The following is a 17505-nucleotide window of genomic DNA, read 5'->3' as shown; positions in this document are numbered from 1 at the left end:
GCCGGCCCCCGGGCCCCCGTACCCGGTGGTCAGCGGTTGCTGCCCCGGCCCACCTGCGGCTTGGGCAGGCGCAACCGGCGCATCTGGAGGGACCGCATCAGCGCGTACGCCGTGGTGCCCTTGGTGTTCTTGTCGGGGAAGCGGGTGCGCAGCTGCCGGCGCAGCAGCACCACGGTGACGATCGAGTCGACCACGATGCCGACGATCACGACCAGCCACAGCAGCAGCGACAGGTTCTGCAGCGAGCCGACGATGCTCAGGATGAGGATCACCACGGCCAGCGGCAGGAAGAACTCGGCCACCCGGTAGCGGGAGTCGACGTAGTCCCGGACGAAGCGGCGCACCGGTCCCTTGTCGCGGGCCGGCAGGTACCGCTCGTCACCGCCGGCCAGCGCCTCGCGCTGCTTGGCGAGGTCCACCCGGCGGGCCTCGCGGGCCTGCTTGGCGGCCGACTTGCGGTCGGTCGGCGTGGTCGCCGACTTGCGGCGGGCGCTCTGCGCCTCGCTGCGCTTGGGCGTGGGGCGGCCCTTGGGCGCCTGCGGGTCGCGCTGCTGCTCGTCGAGCAGTGCCGTACTCGCGCGCGGGGCCTGCTCATCTTCTGGGGAACGACGTCGGAACACGCCTCCAAGGTTACGTGCTCCGGGCCGCCGGCCCCAGCCCCCGCCTCCTCCCTGGGCTTGAGGTCACCGAACCGTGATCGTCCCCAGGGATGAGCGCATCCGCCGCAGGACAGTGCGGTAATGGAACCAAGGCCCGTAGGCTGGAGTCTGTAGCAGTGCCGGAGCAGTTGCCGAGAAGGGGGCGCGCGAGGCCCATGAGCGGTGTCATGAAGCGGATGGGGATGATCTTCCGCGCGAAGGCCAACAAGGCCCTGGACCGGGCCGAGGACCCGCGCGAGACCCTCGACTACTCGTACCAGAAGCAGCTGGAGCTGCTCCAGAAGGTCCGCCGGGGCGTGGCGGACGTCGCCACCTCCCGCAAGCGCCTGGAGCTCCAGCTCACCGAACTGCAGAAGAAGTCGGCGACCTACGAGGACCAGGGCCGCAAGGCGCTCGCCCTCGGCCGCGAGGACCTCGCCCGCGAGGCGCTGTCCCGCCGGGCCGCGCTGCAGCAGCAGGTCACCGACCTGGAGACGCAGCACACCCAGCTGCAGGGCGAGGAGGAGAAGCTGACGCTCGCCTCCCAGCGCCTGCAGGCCAAGGTGGACGCCTTCCGTACGAAGAAGGAGACCATCAAGGCCACCTACACCGCCGCCCAGGCGCAGACCCAGATCGGCGAGGCGTTCTCCGGCATCTCCGAGGAGATGGGCGACGTCGGCATGGCGATCCAGCGGGCCGAGGACAAGACCGAGCAGCTGCGGGCCCGGGCCGGCGCCCTGGACGAGCTGATCGCCTCCGGCGCCCTGGACGACCCGACCGGTATGGCCAAGGACGACATCCAGGCCGAGCTGGACCGGCTCTCCGGCGGCAGCGACGTGGAGCTGGAGCTGCAGCGGATGAAGGCCGAGCTGGCCGGCGGCAGCGCCCCGCAGGCGATCGAGGGGGGCCAGGGCGGCCAGTCCCAGCAGCAGGCGCAGCCGCAGGACACCCCCCGCTTCGACAAGCAGTGAGCCGCACACTTCGAGCCGCTTCGAGACGGAGCAGGAGGCCGTCGTGATCGTACGGATCATGGGTGAGGGCCAGGTCGCGGTGGACGACGCGCGCCTGGCCGAGCTCAACACGCTGGACGACGAGCTGCTCGCGGCCGTCCGGTCCGGCGACGAGGCGGCCTTCCACCGCACCCTGGGGGCGCTGCTCGACGGGGTGCGCGCGGCCGGCTCGCCGCTGCCGGACGACGCCCTGGAGCCGTCCCAGCTGATCCTCCCGGCCGCGGAGGCGACGCTGGAGGAGGTGCGGGCGATGCTCGACGAGGACGGTCTGATCCCGGGCTGACCCCTCGCCCCCTCATCACTCGGGCGCCCTCCCGGCCGAGCGGGCAGCGGCGTCCCTTACCGTTGCCTACTGTGCGGTATCCCTCCGGGCTCCTCGCTCCGTGGCAGTGGCTGCGGGCGCACCAGGGCACCGCGGACGCCGCTCTGGCGTGCGCGGTGTTCGCACTGATCCTGCTCGGCACCGTGCTCGGCGCGGACACCTACGAGCTGGGCTCCCTCGACATTCTCCTGGCCGCCCTCGCGTGCGGCTCGCTCGCCCTGCGGCGTCGCTTCCCCTGGGCCGTGCTCGCCTTCGCCTGCACCCTGACCGCCGTCCACATCGGGCTGCACCAGGCCGACGGGCGGAACCCGGTGGTCCTGGCCGCGGCCGTCGCGCTCTACACCGTCGCCGCCCGCACCGACCGCTCCACCACCTGGACCACCGGCCTCGCCGTGTGCGTCGGCCTGACCACGCTGGCGATGCTCTTCGGCCCCGACCCCTGGTACCGGCAGGAGAACCTGGCGGTGTTCGCCTGGACCGGCATGGCCGCGGCCGCCGGCGACGCCGTCCGCAGCAGGCGCGCGTACATCGCCGCGGTCGAGGAGCGGGCCGAGCGCGCCGAGCGCAGCCGCGAGGAGGAGGCGCGGCGGCGGGTGGCCGAGGAGCGGATGCGGATCGCGCGCGAGCTGCACGACGTGGTCGCCCACCACATCGCGCTGGTGAACGTGCAGGCAGGGGTGGCAGCCCACGTGATGGACAGCCGCCCCGACCAGGCGAAGCAGGCGCTCGCCCACGTCCGCGAGGCGAGCCGGTCCGCGCTGGACGAGTTGCGGGCGACGGTGGGCCTGCTGCGGCAGTCAGGGGAGCCCGAGGCGCCGATGGAGCCCGCGCCCGGCCTCGGTGTGCTGGACCAGCTGCTCGACGGGTTCCGCCGCGCGGGTCTGCACGTCACCGTGGAGTGCCGGGGGTGCGGCGAGGAGTCCGGTCGGCCGGCGCCGCTGCCGGCGAGCGTGGACCTCACGGCGTACCGGGTGATCCAGGAGTCGCTGACGAACGTGCAGAAGCACGCGGGACCGCGGGCGGGGGCGGTGGTGCGGATCATCAGGGAAGCGGCGGAGCTGCGGGTGGTCGTGGACGACGACGGGGCGGGCGGCAGGGAGGCGCCGCCGGGCGGGGCCTCGGGGGCGGAGTCCGGAACGGGGTCGGGATCGGCGGAGTCGGGGTCGGAAGCCGGGTCCGGAGCGAGGTCCGGTGGGAGGCCAACGGCTTCCGCGGAGGGCGGCCCGGGCTCTCGTACGGGCGGTGCCGGCTCCCGCGCGGGCGGTTCCGGTTCCCGTACCGGCGGTTCCGGGTCCCGTGCGGGCAGGGTGCCGCGTCCCTCGGCGGCTGGCGGCGCGGTCGCCGCGAGTACGTCGGGGGCTCCGGACTCCTCGGGTGCTTCGGACTCGGGTTTTCCCTTCGGCTCGCGCGAGCCGCTCGGGCCCGCGCACCAGGACTTCGGGCCCGGCCCCGCGCCCGGGGAGGGCGCCTTCCGCAACCCCTTCGGCGGCCACGGGCTGCTGGGGATGCACGAGCGGGCCTCCGCGCTCGGCGGGGTGTGCCGTACCGGGGCGCGGCCCGGCGGCGGGTTCCGCGTGTCGGTACGGCTGCCGCTGTCGGCTCCCCCGCGTACGGAGCCCGCGCCGGGCCCGGCAGACGGAGCGGCCTCGTGACCGTACGGGTGCTGCTCGCCGACGACCAGGCGCTGCTGCGCGGCGCGTTCCGGATGCTGGTGGAGTCCGAGCCGGACATGGCGGTGGTCGGCGAGGCGGCGGACGGTGCCGAGGCGGTACGGCTGGCCCGGGCCGAGCACCCGGACGTGGTGCTCATGGACATCCGCATGCCCGGCACCGACGGCATCGAGGCGACCCGCGCGATCACCGGGGACCCGGAGCTGGCCGGCACCGGCGTCCTCGTACTGACCACCTTCGAGGCGGACGAGTACGTGGTGCGGGCGATCCTCGCCGGGGCGTCCGGGTTCCTCGGCAAGGGCGCCGAGCCGGACGAACTCCTGGACGCCATACGGACGGTGGCCCGGGGCGAGGCCCTGCTCTCGCCTTCGGCGACCAAGTCGCTGATCGCCAACTTCGTGGCCCAGCAACGGCTCGCCGACAACGATGCCGCGCGTACGGTCCCCGGCCTCGACACCCTCACGGCCCGCGAACGCGAGGTCCTGGTCGAGGTCGCCTGCGGCCATTCCAACGACGCGATCGCCGCCCGGCTCGGCGTCAGCCCGCTCACCGTCAAAACGCACATCAACCACACGATGTCCAAACTCGCCGCCCACGACCGCGCCCAACTCGTCGTAGCCGCCTACGAATCCGGCCTCGTCCGCCCCCACCACCCCTGACCCGCCCCGATGGCCGCCTATTCCGCTATTCACGCGGCCTTTGAATACGGTCAATTGGGTGACCACCCGAACGGAGTATCGTTTCTGCATAGGTGAGTGAATTTAGGCTCCGGATATGGTCACTTCGTCACATGAAGCGATGCACCGGATCTTCCAGCAAGACCCCGGCATTTTCGCTCGCACCTTCACCAAGTTGGGGTTCCCGCTGGCCGAACCGGCCACCGTCTCCCTGCTGACGACCGACGTCACCGAGATCCGCCCGCTGGAGCGCCGACTGGACACCCTGCTCCGGATAGACACGGCCTCGGGCGGCAGCTACCTGCTGGCCGTCGAGGCGCAGGGCCGCAAGGACCCTGACAAGCACGGGAGTTGGGCCTACTACGCGAGCTACCTGTACGCCAAGTACCGCCTGCCGCCCGTGCTGTTGGTGGTCTGCCAGGACGCGGCCACCTCCCGCTGGGCCCAGGGCCCGATCCACATCGGCATCCCCGAGTGGCACTGCCTGACCGTCCGCCCCTTCGTCCTCGGCCCCGACAACGTCCCGGCCGTCACCACCACCGCGACCGCCGCGGAGGACATCCCGCTCGCCGCCTTCTCGGCAATCACCCACAGTCACCACCCGCAGGCCGGTACCATGCTCACAGCGCTGGCCGAAGCACTCAAGAAGACCGATGACGAGACTTCCGCGATCTTCACCGAGATCACCGAACTCGGACTCGGCAACACCCCAGCAGCCACCATCTGGAGGGACCTGATGGCCATCCCCACAGCTTTCTTCCGTTCCGAAACCGCCGAGAAGCTCCGCGACGAAGGCCGCGAAAAGGGCCGCGAAGAGGGCCGCCAGCAGGGCCGTGAGGAGGGCCGTGAGGAGGGGCAGGTCAGGAACGCGGTCGCGAGCCTCTTGCGGGTCCTGCACGCACGGGGCTTCGAGGTCAGCGACGAACTCCTCGCACGCATCCGGGAATGCCAGGACCTCGACACCCTCGGCCGCTGGCTCGAACTCACCGTCACCGCGAAGAGCGTCGACGAGGTCTTCGCCGCAGCGGAACCCCAGAGCTGACTCCCGATCGCCATACCGGTTGCCTCGCGTCGCGAAAGGCGTGGCGCGAGGCAAGCGCCGTCCTAGAGAAGACCCATGGCCATCCCCGCGGCTTTCTTCCGTTCCGAAACCGCCGAGAAGCTCCGCGACGAAGGCCGCGAAAAGGGCCGCAAGGAGGGCCAGGTGAGGAACGCGGTCGCGAGCCTCCTGCGGGTCCTGCACGCACGGCACTTCGACGTCAGCGACGAACTCCTCGCACGCATCCGGGAATGCCAGGACCTCGACACCCTCGGCCGCTGGCTCGAACTCACCGTCACCGCGAAGAGCGTCGACGAGGTCTTCGGGGAGGGCGACGTACAGAGGTGAGGTAGCGGCGGAACGACCCCTTCGGGGACCGGAGGCGCCGGGCCGCCGGGTTGGTCGGAGGGGTCGATAGGGTGCTCGAGTGAGGGGTGGGGTGCGGTTCGCGGTCGGGGTGCTCAGTGTGGTGCCCGTCCGGGCGGGGCGGTGGGATCGCGAGGCGGCCAGGGGCGGGATGGCGGCCGCGCCACTCGTCGGGGCTGGGGTGGGCGGGTTCGGCGGCGCCGTCGGAGCCGGGATACAGCAAGCCGGAGGAAGCGGACTCCTCGCCGGGATCGCCGCTGTCGGCGTCGGCGCCCTGCTCACCCGCGGCCTGCACCTGGACGGTCTCGCCGACACCGCCGACGCGCTGGGCAGCGGCAAGCCCCCCGAGCAGGCCCTCGACGTGATGAAGCGGTCCGACATCGGCCCCTTCGGAGTCGTCACCCTCGTCCTCGTCCTGCTCGCCCAGACCGCCTCGCTCGCCGCCTGCTACGCCCACGGCTGGACCTACGGCCTGACTGCCGCCGCCCTCGCCGGCCTGATGGGCCGCGCCGCCATCACCGCCGCCTGCCGCCGCGGGGTGCCGGCCGCGCGGCCCGGCGGCCTGGGCGCCATGGTCGCCGAGGTGCTCCCCCCGGCCACGGCCTGGACCGTCGCCGCCGCCTGCACCGCCGCGGCCGCTGCCGCGGGCACCTGCTTCGGCGGCCTCACCTGGCTGCGCTGCACCCTCGCCGCCCTCACCGCCCTGACCTGCGCCGAAGCCCTGCTCAGGCGCTGCCGCCGGCGGCTGTCCGGCGTCACCGGCGACGTCTTCGGCGCCCTGTGCGAGACCGCCGCCACAGCCGCCCTCCTCGTCCTCTCCACCCGCTGATCCGCGGTGGACTCGGCGCTGAGCGGACACCGGTGACCGGTAGGTGGGGTTCGGCCGGGGGCGGCAGCGTACTCTCGTGCGAGGCGCCCCGCGGATGTGGCGGCCCGCACCACCCCTCGACCGATAGGACCCCACCGATTGTGACTGCTCTGACACTCAGCCCCTCATCCGCCGCAGCGCTGCGCGCGGACGCCGTCGTCGTCGGTGTGGCCAAGGGTCCGAAGGGCCCGCGCCTGGCCCCGGGCGCGGAGACCGTGGACGACGCTTTCGGCGGCAAGCTCATCGCAGTCCTCGGCACCCTGGGCGCCACCGGCGCCGAGGGCGAGGCCACGAAGCTGCCCGCCCCTGAGGGCGTGAAGGCCGCCGTGGTCCTCGCGGTCGGCCTCGGCGAGGCCCCGGCCGACGGCGCCGCGTACGACGCGGAGGCCCTGCGCAAGGCGGCCGGCGTCGCCGCCCGCACGCTGGCCGGTTCGAAGAAGGCCGCCCTCGCGCTGCCCGCGGCCACCCCCGCGGACCTGGAGGCCGTCGCCACCGGCGCGCTGCTGGGCGCCTACGCCTTCACCGCCTACCAGGCGGAGGAGAAGACGCAGTCGCGCAGGCCGCTGGCGGAGATCGCCGTCGTCGGCGCCAAGCCGCGCGACAAGCAGCACAAGGCCGCCGCCGAGCGCGCGATCGCCGTGGCCGCCGAGGTCAACCGGGCCCGCGACCTGATCAACACCCCCTCCAACGACCTGAACCCGACCACCTTCGCCGCCGCCGTCCAGGACGCGGCCAAGGAGCACGGCCTGAAGGTCGAGGTGCTCGACGAGAAGGCGCTCGCCAAGGGCGGCTACGGCGGCCTGATCGGCGTCGGCCGCGGCTCGGCGACCCCGCCCCGGCTGGTCCGGGTGGCGTACAAGCACGCCAAGGCGACCCGCACCCTGGCCTTCGTCGGCAAGGGCATCACCTACGACTCCGGCGGCATCTCCCTGAAGCCCCCGGGGCACAACGAGACGATGAAGTGCGACATGAGCGGCGCCGCCGCCGTGTTCGCCGCCGTCGTCGCGGCCGCCAAGCTGGGCCTGGAGGTCAACGTCACCGGCTGGCTCGCGCTCGCCGAGAACATGCCCGGCGGCAACGCCACCCGTCCCGGCGACGTGCTGCGCATGTACAGCGGCAAGACCGTCGAGGTGCTGAACACCGACGCCGAGGGCCGCCTGGTGCTCGCCGACGCGATCGCCCGCGCCTCGGAGGAGGCCCCGGACGCGATCGTCGACGTGGCGACACTGACCGGTGCGATGGTGCTGGCGCTCGGCGACGGCCGGTTCGGCATCATGGCCAACGACGACGACTTCCGCACGGCGGTGCACCAGACCGCGCTCGCCGAGGGCGAGGACTCCTGGCCGCTGCCGCTGCCGCAGCAGCTGCGCAAGACCTTCGACTCCTCAGTCGCGGACATCGCGAACATGGGGGTCCGCCAGGGCGGTGGCCTGATCGCCGGCCTGTTCCTGCGCGAGTTCGTCGGCGAGGGCATCACCTGGGCCCACCTCGACATCGCCGGCCCCGCCTTCTACGAGGGCACCCCCTACGGCTACACCCCCAAGGGCGGCACCGGCAGCGCTGTGCGCACCCTGGTCGGCCTGGCCCGGCGGGCCGCCGAGGGCACCCTGTTCTGACCCCCGGCACAGCAAGCGAGCGAGATCGGGCATGTCCTCCCGGGCGGTGTGACGTGACCGGCGGGCCCCACGGCGCGCCGGTTACGTCACACCGCCCGGCCCGATGCCTCGCCGGGCCGGAACAAGTGCGAAGATGTTGTCTCGGCACGACAGGGCCCCCTTTGAGACAAAGCGGCCGAACCAACACCCGCCGCCCGGTCAAGGCGCACCGGTCCGGCGAACATGCATGGAGGACGTGACGTGGCGAACGACGCCAGCACTGTTTACGACCTAGTGATCCTCGGCGGTGGCAGTGGCGGCTACGCGGCTGCCCTGCGTGCCGCGCAGCTGGGCCTGGACGTCGCCCTGATCGAGAAGAACAAGCTCGGGGGCACCTGTCTGCACCAGGGATGCATTCCCACCAAGGCCCTGCTCCACGCGGGCGAGATCGCCGACCAGGCCCGCGAGAGCGAGCAGTTCGGCGTGCGGGCCACCTTCGAGGGCATCGACATCGCCGCCGTCCACAAGTACAAGGACGACGTGATCTCGGGCCTCTACAAGGGCCTGCAGGGCCTGGTCGCCTCGCGCAAGGTGACCTACATCGAGGGTGAGGGCCGACTGTCCTCCCCCACCTCCGTCGACGTCAACGGCCAGCGGGTCAACGGCCGGCACGTGCTGCTGGCCACCGGCTCGGTGCCGCGCTCGCTGCCCGGGCTGACCATCGACGGCAACCGGATCATCTCCTCCGACCACGCCCTGGTCCTGGACCGCGTCCCGCAGTCCGCGATCATCCTGGGCGGCGGCGTGATCGGCGTGGAGTTCGCCTCGGTGTGGAAGTCCTTCGGCACCGACGTGACCATCGTCGAGGGCCTGCCGCACCTGGTCCCGGTCGAGGACGAGAACAGCTCCAAGCTGCTGGAGCGGGCCTTCCGCAAGCGCGGCATCAAGTTCAACCTCGGCACCTTCTTCCAGGCCGCCGAGTACACCGACAACGGGGTGCGGGTCACCCTGGCGGACGGCAAGACCTTCGAGGCCGAGGTGCTGCTGGTGGCCATCGGCCGCGGCCCGGTCTCGGCGGGCCTCGGCTACGAGGAGCAGGGCGTCGCGATGGACCGCGGCTACGTCCTGGTGGACGAGTTCATGCGCACCAACGTGCCGACCATCTCCGCCGTCGGCGACCTGGTGCCGACCCTGCAGCTGGCGCACGTCGGCTTCGCCGAGGGCATCCTGGTGGCCGAGCGGCTGGCCGGCCTGAAGACCGTGCCGATCGACTACGACGGGGTGCCGCGGGTCACGTACTGCCACCCCGAGGTCGCCTCCGTGGGCATCTCCGAGGCCAAGGCCAAGGAGATCTACGGCGCGGACAAGGTCGTCACGCTGAAGTACAACCTGGCGGGCAACGGCAAGAGCAAGATCCTCAAGACCTCCGGCGAGGTCAAGCTGGTCCAGGTCCGCGACGGCGCGGTGGTGGGCGTCCACATGGTCGGCGACCGGATGGGCGAGCAGGTCGGGGAGGCCCAGCTGATCTACAACTGGGAGGCGCTGCCCGCCGAGGTCGCCCAGCTGATCCACGCGCACCCGACGCAGAGCGAAGCGCTCGGCGAGGCCCACCTGGCCCTGGCCGGCAAGCCGCTCCACTCGCACGACTGACCCTCGAACACGCCACCCATCCGCACAGATCGTGAGGAGTAACCGCAACCATGGCGGTTTCCGTAACCCTGCCGGCGCTCGGCGAGAGCGTGACCGAGGGCACCGTCACCCGCTGGCTGAAGGCCGAGGGTGAGCACGTCGAGGCCGACGAGCCGCTGCTCGAGGTCTCGACGGACAAGGTCGACACCGAGATCCCCTCCCCCGCCTCCGGCACCCTGTCGTCCATCAAGGTCGCCGAGGACGAGACGGTGGAGGTCGGCGCCGAGCTGGCCGTCATCGACGACGGCTCCGGCGCTCCCGCGGCCCCGGCCGCTCCGGCCGCGCAGGCCGCCCCGGCGGCTCCCGCGCCCGCCGCCCCGGCCCCCGCGGCTCCGGCCGCGCCCGAGGCGCCCGCCGCCGTTCCGTCCACCGAGGCCCCCGCCCCGGCGCCGGCCCCGACCGCCGAGGCGGCCGCGGGCAGCTCCGGCGCGGCCGGCACCGACGTGGTGCTGCCCGCGCTCGGCGAGTCCGTCACCGAGGGCACCGTGACCCGCTGGCTGAAGGCGGTCGGCGAGACCGTCGAGGCCGACGAGCCGCTGCTGGAGGTCTCGACCGACAAGGTCGACACCGAGATCCCGTCGCCGGTCTCCGGCACGGTGCTGGAGATCCTGGTCCAGGAGGACGAGACGGCCGAGGTCGGCGCGAAGCTCGCCGTGGTCGGTGCGGCCGGTGCCGCGCCCGCCGCCGCTCCCGCGCCTGCTGCGCCCGCCCCCCAGGCCGGGGCTCCCGCGGCCCCGCCGGCTCCTGCCGCGGCCCCGGCGCCTCCGGCTCCGGCACCTGCCGCCCCGGCCCCCGCCGCTCCGGCTCCGCAGGCCGCCGCCCCGGCAGCCCCGGCCGTCTCGGCGGTCAACGGCTCCGGTGGCGAGGCCGCCTACGTGACCCCGCTGGTGCGCAAGCTGGCCGCCGAGAGCGGTGTGGACCTCGGCTCGGTGCAGGGCACCGGCGTCGGCGGCCGCATCCGCAAGCAGGACGTGCTCGCCGCCGCCGAGGCCGCCAAGGCCGCCGCAGCTGCCCCCGCGGCCGCTGCCCCGGCCAAGGCCCCGGCGAAGGCGCCCGAGGTGTCCCCGCTGCGCGGCCAGACCGTCAAGATGACCCGGATGCGCAAGGTCATCGGCGAGAACATGATGAAGGCCCTGCACTCGCAGGCGCAGCTGACCACCGTGGTCGAGGTGGACGTCACCCGGCTGATGCGGCTGCGCGGGCTGGCCAAGGAGTCCTTCGCGGCCCGCGAGGGCGTCAAGCTCTCGCCGATGCCGTTCTTCGTCAAGGCCGCGGCGCAGGCGCTCAAGGCGCACCCGGTGATCAACGCCCGCATCAACGAGGACGAGGGCACGATCACCTACTTCGACACCGAGAACATCGGTATCGCGGTGGACTCCGAGCGTGGCCTGATGACCCCGGTCATCAAGGGCGCGGGCGACCTGAACATCGCCGGCATCGCCAAGAAGACGGCGGAGCTGGCGGCGAACGTCCGGGCCAGCAGGATCACCCCGGACGACCTGGCCGGCGCGACCTTCACCATCAGCAACACCGGTTCGCGCGGCGCCCTGTTCGACACGGTCATCGTGCCGCCGAACCAGGCGGCGATCCTCGGCATCGGCGCGACCGTCAAGCGCCCGGTGGTCGTGGAGACCGCCGAGGGCACGGTCATCGGCGTGCGGGACATGACGTACCTGTCGCTGTCCTACGACCACCGGCTGGTGGACGGCGCCGACGCCGCCCGCTACCTGGCCGCGGTCAAGGAGATCCTGGAGACCGGCGAGTTCGAGGTCGAGCTCGGGCTGTGACCCGGCCGGCGGCCGCGAGGCTGCCCGGCCGCACGGAGACAAGGCAGCGCCCCCGCCCCGCCCGCCGGGTGCGGGGGCGCCGCCGTTGTTCGCACAGGCCGCCCCGTTCGAGGGCCGCGGCCGCCGCGGGGGAGGCAGCGTTGCCTCCGCGTCGTATCGTCTATGGCACGCAACAGTGAAGGAGCGCGCCCCATGGCCTCTGCCGCCGCCCCTCATCTGGTCGTGCACAGCCTGCGCGAGCAGATCCGCGAGCACATTCTCGAAGGCATCGTCAGCGGACGGTGGAAGCCGGGCGAGCGGATCGTGGAGCGGCGGATCGCGGTGGAGCTGGAGGTCAGCCAGACCCCGGTCCGCGAGGCGCTGCGGGAGCTGGAGGCGCTGCGGCTGATCGACTCCGCGCCCAACAAGGGCGTGCGGGTGCGCAGCCTGACCCCGGCCGACCTCAAGGAGAGCTATCCGGTGCGGGCCGGCCTGGAACAGGTCGCGGCCGAGCTGGCCGCGGTCCGCCTGGCCGCCGACCCCTCGGCGCTGGAGCGCGAGGTGGCCGCGCTGCGGGCGGCCGACGCCGAGCTGGACGGCGAGGCGCAGGTCCGGCACACCGTCGCCTTCCACCACGAGCTGGTGCGGGCGGCCGGGAACGCGGTGCTGCTGCACAGCTGGGAGTCGCTCGGCATCGAGGTGTGGACGACGCTGTCGATCCGCTGGCTGAGCCCGGCGCCGCGGGCGTACGCCGAGGAGCACCAGGAGATCGTGGACGCCTTCGTGCGGGCCGATCCGGCGATCACCGACCTGATCAAGGCCCACGTGCTGAGCTGCGCCCCCCAAGTGTGACCGGGATCGGCAGCCGCGGAGGGGACCGCGCCCGCTGATTCGAAGGCCCACCCCTACTGACACCGCGTGCCCTGAAGGCTGGCACGGTGTGCCGACTTCGGAAAAGCGTCCGGACGACCATTGATCGATCATCGATCGGGGCGTACCGTCGACCGGTGGGGAGCTCACCCTGTCGTGCCCGACTCGTAAGTTCCCACCCCTCCCTTCGTCCGGAAGGCGGCACACCCATGCCTGACGCCGTAGGCCAGACCCGGCCGGGCCAGCTCGACCAGATCCCCGACCTCGACCCCGAGGAGACCGCGGAGTGGCGCGAATCGCTCGCCGCGGTCACCAAGGCGGCGGGACCGCACCGCGCCGCGTACCTGATGCGCCGCACCCTGGAGAGCGCTGAGGGCCAGGCGTCGATGCCGTCTCCCCTGGAGACCGACTACATCAACACCATCCCCACCGCCGCCGAGCCCGCCTACCCGGGCGACGAGGCGATGGAGGCCCGCATCACCGCCTGGAACCGCTGGAACGCGGCCGCCATGGTGACGCGCGGCAGCAAACTCGGCCTGGGCGGCCACATCGCCACCTTCGCCTCGGCGGCCTGGCTCTACGAGACCGGCTTCCAGCACTTCTTCCGCGGCAAGGAGGGTGACGGGAGCGGCGACCAGCTCTACCTGCAGGGCCACGCGTCGCCGGGCATCTACGCCCGCGCCTTCCTGGAGGGCCGGCTCACCGAGGCCCACCTGGACCACTTCCGCCAGGAGGCCGGCGGCCAGGGCCTGCCGTCCTACCCGCACCCGCGCCGGCTGCCCTGGCTGTGGGAGTTCCCCACCGTCTCCATGGGCCTCGGCCCGCTGTCGGCGATCTACCAGGCGCGCTTCAACCGCTACCTGGAGCACCGCGGCATCAAGGACACCTCCGGCTCGCACGTGTGGGCCTTCCTCGGCGACGGCGAGATGGACGAGCCGGAGTCGACGGCCGCCCTGGCGCTGGCCGCCCGCGAGGAGCTGGACAACCTCACCTTCGTCATCAACTGCAACCTGCAGCGCCTGGACGGCCCGGTCCGCCCCAACTTCAAGATCGTGCAGGAGCTGGAGGCCCAGTTCCGCGCGGCCGGCTGGAACGTCGTCAAGGCGTTGTGGGGACAGGCCTGGGACGAGGTGATCGCCAAGGACACCGACGGGGCGCTGCTGCGCCGGCTGCGGCTCACCCCCGACGCGCAGTTCCAGACCTACGCCACCCGCGACGCGGCCTACATCCGCGACCACTTCTTCGGCGCCGACGCCTCCTTGCGCACCCTGGCGACCGGGCTGACCGACGCCAAGCTGCTGGAGCTCTTCCAGTCCTCCCGCGCCGGGCACGAGCCGCGCAAGGTGTACGCGGCCTACGCCGCCGCCATGGCGCACAAGGGCGCGCCCACGGTGATCCTCGCCCAGACCGTCAAGGGCTGGACGCTCGGCTCGCACTTCGAGTCGCGCAACGCCAACCACCAGATGAAGAAGCTCACCGGCGAGCAGTTCCGCGCCATGCGCGACCTGCTGGAGCTGCCCATCCCGGACAGCGCGCTCGCCGGCGACACCGTGCCGTACTGGCACCCGGGCCCGGACTCCCCCGAGGTGCGCTACCTGCGCGAGCGCCGCGCGGCCCTCGGCGGCCCGGCCCCGGCCCGCACGGTCGTCCCCAAACCGCTGCCGCAGCCGGGCGACAAGCCGTTCCAGGCGCTGCAGAAGGGCTCGGGCGGCCAGGAGATCGCCACCACCATGGCGTTCGTCCGCCTGGTGAAGGACCTGATGCGGGAGAAGGAGACCGGGCGCCGCTGGGTGCCGGTCGTGCCCGACGAGGCCCGCACCTTCGGCATGGAGTCGCTGTTCCCGTCCGCGGGCCTGTACTCGCCCAAGGGCCAGACCTACGACCCGGTCGACCGCGACCAACTGCTGTACTACAAGGAGGCGAAGGACGGCCAGATCCTCAACGAGGGGATCACCGAGGCCGGTTCGCTCGCCGACTTCACCGCGGCCGCCACCTCGTACGCCACCCACGGCGAGCCGATGATCCCGTTCTACATCTTCTACTCGATGTTCGGGTTCCAGCGCACCGCCGACCAGTTCTGGGCGCTCGCCGACCAGTTGGGCCGCGGCTTCGTCATCGGCGCCACCGCGGGCCGCACCACGATGACCGGCGAGGGCCTGCAGCACGCCGACGGCCACTCGCACCTGCTCGCCTCCACCAACCCGGCGGCGATCTCCTACGACCCGGCGTTCGCCTACGAGGTCGCGGTGATCGTCCGCGAGGGCCTGCGGCGGATGTACGGTCCCGACGCCGAGGACGTCTTCTACTACCTGACGGTCTACAACGAGCCGAAGGTGCAGCCGGCCATGCCCGCGGGCGTGGAGGAGGGCATCCTCAAGGGCCTGTACCGCTACCAGGCGGCGCAGGCGGCCGCGCCCGACGCCCCGCGGATCCAGCTGCTCGCCTCGGGCACCGCGATCCACTGGGTGCTGGACGCGCAGCGGATCCTGGCCGAGGAGTGGGGGGTGGCCGCCGACGTGTGGTCGGCCCCTTCCTGGACCGAGCTGCGGCGCGAGGCCATGGAGTGCGACGCGGCCCGGCTGCACGGCGAGGACCGCACCCCGTACGTGACCCGCGCGCTGGCCGGGGCGCCTGGCCCGGTGCTCGCGGTCAGCGACTGGATGCGGGCCGTGCCGGACCAGATCGCGCCCTGGGTGGAGCAGGACTGGACCTCCCTGGGCACCGACGGCTTCGGCCTGTCCGACACCCGTGACGCGGCCCGCCGGCACTTCGGCGTGGACCCGCAGTCGGTGGTCGTGCACGCGCTGGCGGCGCTCGCCCGCCGCGGCGAGGTCAAGCCGCAGACGGTCAAGGAAGCCGCCACGCGCTACGGCCTGTGAGGTCCGCGGCGGCCCCTGCGGCCGGCGGGGAGCACGCGCTCCCCGCCGCACGTACGGGCGCCGCGGTCCTGCCGGGCGGTGGCGCGGCTGCTTTGTGACGCCGAAAAAGGGGCCGCCGTTCCACGACGGGACGGCGGCCTCCCTTTTTTTCTGTTTGTCGGGTTTCGGCAACCTGGCGCCCGATGCCGTACCTCCCCCGGGGGGTTGGGGGGTGCGATCGGCGGGGCGGGGCGGGAAGCTGTACGGGTGATGGACGAGACGGAGTTCTGGGAGATCGTCGACAGCGCCCGCGAGGCGGCCGACGGCGACCCCGAGGAGCAGGCCGACGCGGTCGTGGAGCGGCTGGTCGAGCTCGACGACCCCGAGGCCGTCGTGGACTTCGCCCGCCACTTCGAGACGCGGTTCCACCGTGCCTTCCGCTGGGACCTGTGGGGCGCGGCCGACATCCTGCTCGGCGGCGCCGACGAGGAAGCCTTCGACTACTTCCGCTGCTGGCTGATCGGCCAGGGCCGGCACGTCTTCGAGGGCGCCCTGCACTCCCCCGACGACCTCGCCACCCTCCTCCCCGACTTCGACCCCGAGGCCGACGGCGACGCCGAGGACCTCGGGTACGCCGCCGACGAGGCCCACGAGCAGCTCACCGGCCTGCGGCTGCCCGACCTCGACCTCGACCCGCAGGACACCCCGGCGGGCGAGCGGCTGGACCTGGACGACGAGCAGGCGATGGCGGAACGGTTCCCGCAACTGTGGGAGCGGTTCGGCTAGCCGCTCGGCCCGGGGCGGCGGGTCCGTCCGGGGCGGCGGTTTCCCGACGGCGGGTCCGGGTGGGGTTTCGGGTGGCGGGTCCGGGTGGCACTCCCGGTGACCCGTCCGCGGCGGGTCCGGGTGGGGTTTTGGGTCAGCTCGGGCGGCAGCCCCGGCCCGCACCTCCGGCGGCTACCGGTCGGCACCGGCGTCTGTCCGGGCCCGCAGCTCTGGGTGGCGCTTCCGGTGGCCGGTCCGGGCCCGCGGCCGCGCGGGCGGGGAACGGCGGCCGACGCCGACCCGGACCCCGCCACCGCGCGCGAGGAGAAAAGGGGCCGCCGGCCGAACCGACGCCGGCGCGGTCCCTGCAGCCGCGCCCAGGGGAAGGCGCGTCAGTGCGCCGGTGCGGGCCCGGCCGTAGATAATGGCGGCCATGCGTATCGCAGTCAGCGGCGCCTCCGGGCTGATCGGTTCCGCGCTCACCGCCTCGCTCACCGCCGACGGGCATGAGGTCGTGGCCCTTGTGCGCAGGGAGCCGCGCGGCCCGGGAGAGGCCCGCTGGGACCCCGCCGAGGGCACCGTGGCGCCGGGCGCGCTGGAGGGCTGCGAGGCCGTCGTCAACCTGGCGGGCGCCCCGATAGCGGCGCGGCGGTGGAATGCCGCGCGCAAGAAGGTGCTGTGGGACAGCCGCGTGGAGGGCACGGCGACGCTCGCCCGCGCCATCGCCGGCCTCGACGAAAAGCCGCGCGTCTTCGTCGCCGGCAGCGCCATCGGCTTCTACGGCGAGACCGGCGAGGACGCGGTGGACGAGGACAGCCCGGCCGGCCGCGGCTTCATCGCCGAGCTGGTCCAGGCGTGGGAGGCCGCGGCCGACCCGGCGCGCGCGGCCGGCATCCGCACCGTCCACGCCCGTACCGGCCTGGTGGTGGCCGCGGGCGGCGGCGCCTGGGGGGCCCTCTTCCCGATCTTCCGGGCCGGGCTCGGCGGGCGGATCGGCGACGGCCGCCAGTTCTGGAGCTACGTCTCGCTGGCCGACGAAGTGGCGGCGCTGCGGCACGCCATCGACACCCCCGCGCTCTCCGGACCGGTGAACATCACCGCACCCGAGCCGCTGACGAACCGCGAGATCACGGCGGCGATGGGCCGCGTGCTGAAGCGTCCCGCGGTGTTCCCGGTACCGGGCTTCGCCCTGCGGGCCGTGCTCGGCGAGTTCGCGGGCGACGTGCTGGCCAGCCAGCGGGTGCGTCCGAAGCGCCTGCTGGAGTCGGGCTTCACGTTCACCCACCCGGGCATCGACGACGCGATCCGGGCGGCCCTGCCCCCGCGCAACAGGGTCTGAACGAGGGCCGGTGGCCGGTGGGGGGCGGCCGGG

At 73.2% G+C, this 17505-nt stretch carries 14 protein-coding genes and 1 pseudogene; 14 read left to right on the top strand and 1 reads right to left on the bottom strand.

The window, feature by feature from the left end; all coding sequences use genetic code 11:
- Positions 1-29 precede the first annotated feature (29 nt).
- Complete coding sequence (locus BLR33_RS12680) at positions 30-620, bottom strand: DUF3043 domain-containing protein (protein WP_093784495.1); 591 nt, start codon at positions 618-620, stop codon at positions 30-32.
- A 194-nt stretch (positions 621-814) separates the two neighbouring features.
- On the opposite strand from BLR33_RS12680, the gene BLR33_RS12675 reads away from it, so the two are divergent.
- The 14 genes and pseudogenes from BLR33_RS12675 (at position 815) to BLR33_RS12610 (ending at position 17472) form a co-directional block, all read left to right on the top strand.
- The gene (locus tag BLR33_RS12675) at positions 815-1609 is read left to right on the top strand and encodes a PspA/IM30 family protein (protein ID WP_093784494.1); all 795 of its coding nucleotides are present in this window, start codon (positions 815-817) and stop codon (positions 1607-1609) included.
- Between the two features lie 43 nt (positions 1610-1652).
- Entirely contained in the window at positions 1653-1931 is a 279-nt protein-coding gene (pspAA, locus tag BLR33_RS12670; protein ID WP_093784493.1) for a PspA-associated protein PspAA, read from the top strand.
- Positions 1932-1993: 62 nt separating this feature from the next.
- A pseudogene (locus BLR33_RS12665) lies at positions 1994-3232 on the top strand (histidine kinase); the annotation flags it as partial.
- 386 nt (positions 3233-3618) lie between these two features.
- Positions 3619-4299, top strand: coding sequence for a response regulator transcription factor (locus tag BLR33_RS12660; protein ID WP_093784492.1), 681 nt, complete (start codon positions 3619-3621; stop codon positions 4297-4299).
- 115 nt (positions 4300-4414) lie between these two features.
- The gene (locus tag BLR33_RS12655) at positions 4415-5359 is read left to right on the top strand and encodes an RpnC/YadD family protein (RefSeq protein WP_093784491.1); all 945 of its coding nucleotides are present in this window, start codon (positions 4415-4417) and stop codon (positions 5357-5359) included.
- 75 nt (positions 5360-5434) lie between these two features.
- Entirely contained in the window at positions 5435-5704 is a 270-nt protein-coding gene (locus BLR33_RS12650) for a hypothetical protein (protein ID WP_093784490.1), read from the top strand.
- Positions 5705-5783: 79 nt separating this feature from the next.
- Positions 5784-6551 (top strand): adenosylcobinamide-GDP ribazoletransferase, encoded by a 768-nt coding sequence (locus BLR33_RS12645; RefSeq protein ID WP_093784489.1) that lies wholly within the window; start codon positions 5784-5786, stop codon positions 6549-6551.
- Positions 6552-6691: 140 nt separating this feature from the next.
- Positions 6692-8206, top strand: coding sequence for a leucyl aminopeptidase (locus BLR33_RS12640; protein WP_093784488.1), 1515 nt, complete (start codon positions 6692-6694; stop codon positions 8204-8206).
- Positions 8207-8446: 240 nt separating this feature from the next.
- On the top strand, positions 8447-9835 hold the full coding sequence (gene lpdA, locus BLR33_RS12635) for a dihydrolipoyl dehydrogenase (RefSeq protein WP_093784487.1): 1389 nt from the start codon (positions 8447-8449) through the stop codon (positions 9833-9835).
- Between the two features lie 50 nt (positions 9836-9885).
- A complete protein-coding gene (gene sucB / locus BLR33_RS12630; RefSeq protein ID WP_093784486.1) occupies positions 9886-11661 on the top strand; it encodes a 2-oxoglutarate dehydrogenase, E2 component, dihydrolipoamide succinyltransferase in 1776 nt (591 codons plus the stop codon).
- 192 nt (positions 11662-11853) lie between these two features.
- Positions 11854-12492 carry a GntR family transcriptional regulator gene (locus BLR33_RS12625; protein ID WP_093784485.1) on the top strand — a complete coding sequence of 213 codons (639 nt, stop codon included), beginning with the start codon at positions 11854-11856 and terminating at the stop codon, positions 12490-12492.
- A gap of 227 nt (positions 12493-12719) precedes the next feature.
- Positions 12720-15389, top strand: a complete 2670-nt coding sequence (gene aceE, locus BLR33_RS12620; RefSeq protein ID WP_093784484.1) for a pyruvate dehydrogenase (acetyl-transferring), homodimeric type — start codon at positions 12720-12722, stop codon at positions 15387-15389.
- Positions 15390-15638: 249 nt separating this feature from the next.
- Positions 15639-16154, top strand: a complete 516-nt coding sequence (locus BLR33_RS12615) for a DUF4240 domain-containing protein (RefSeq protein ID WP_093784483.1) — start codon at positions 15639-15641, stop codon at positions 16152-16154.
- 403 nt (positions 16155-16557) lie between these two features.
- On the top strand, positions 16558-17472 hold the full coding sequence (locus BLR33_RS12610) for a TIGR01777 family oxidoreductase (RefSeq protein ID WP_176930246.1): 915 nt from the start codon (positions 16558-16560) through the stop codon (positions 17470-17472).
- Positions 17473-17505 lie beyond the last annotated feature (33 nt).

This window comes from Actinacidiphila guanduensis, assembly GCF_900103985.1.
In the GTDB taxonomy this organism is placed as follows: domain Bacteria; phylum Actinomycetota; class Actinomycetes; order Streptomycetales; family Streptomycetaceae; genus Actinacidiphila; species Actinacidiphila guanduensis.
This window is presented reverse-complemented; position numbering and strand designations above follow the sequence as displayed.

Bases quoted from the DNA above. Each gene is read 5' to 3' on its own strand.
- BLR33_RS12625 (WP_093784485.1), top strand. From the start codon at position 11,854: ATGGCCTCTGCCGCCGCCCCTCATCTGGTCGTGCACAGCCTGCGCGAG.
- BLR33_RS12675 (WP_093784494.1), top strand. From the start codon at position 815: ATGAGCGGTGTCATGAAGCGGATGGGGATGATCTTCCGCGCGAAGGCC.
- BLR33_RS12650 (WP_093784490.1), top strand. From the start codon at position 5,435: ATGGCCATCCCCGCGGCTTTCTTCCGTTCCGAAACCGCCGAGAAGCTC.
- BLR33_RS12615 (WP_093784483.1), top strand. From the start codon at position 15,639: ATGGACGAGACGGAGTTCTGGGAGATCGTCGACAGCGCCCGCGAGGCG.
- sucB (WP_093784486.1), top strand. From the start codon at position 9,886: ATGGCGGTTTCCGTAACCCTGCCGGCGCTCGGCGAGAGCGTGACCGAG.
- BLR33_RS12655 (WP_093784491.1), top strand. From the start codon at position 4,415: ATGGTCACTTCGTCACATGAAGCGATGCACCGGATCTTCCAGCAAGAC.
- aceE (WP_093784484.1), top strand. From the start codon at position 12,720: ATGCCTGACGCCGTAGGCCAGACCCGGCCGGGCCAGCTCGACCAGATC.
- BLR33_RS12610 (WP_176930246.1), top strand. From the start codon at position 16,558: ATGGCGGCCATGCGTATCGCAGTCAGCGGCGCCTCCGGGCTGATCGGT.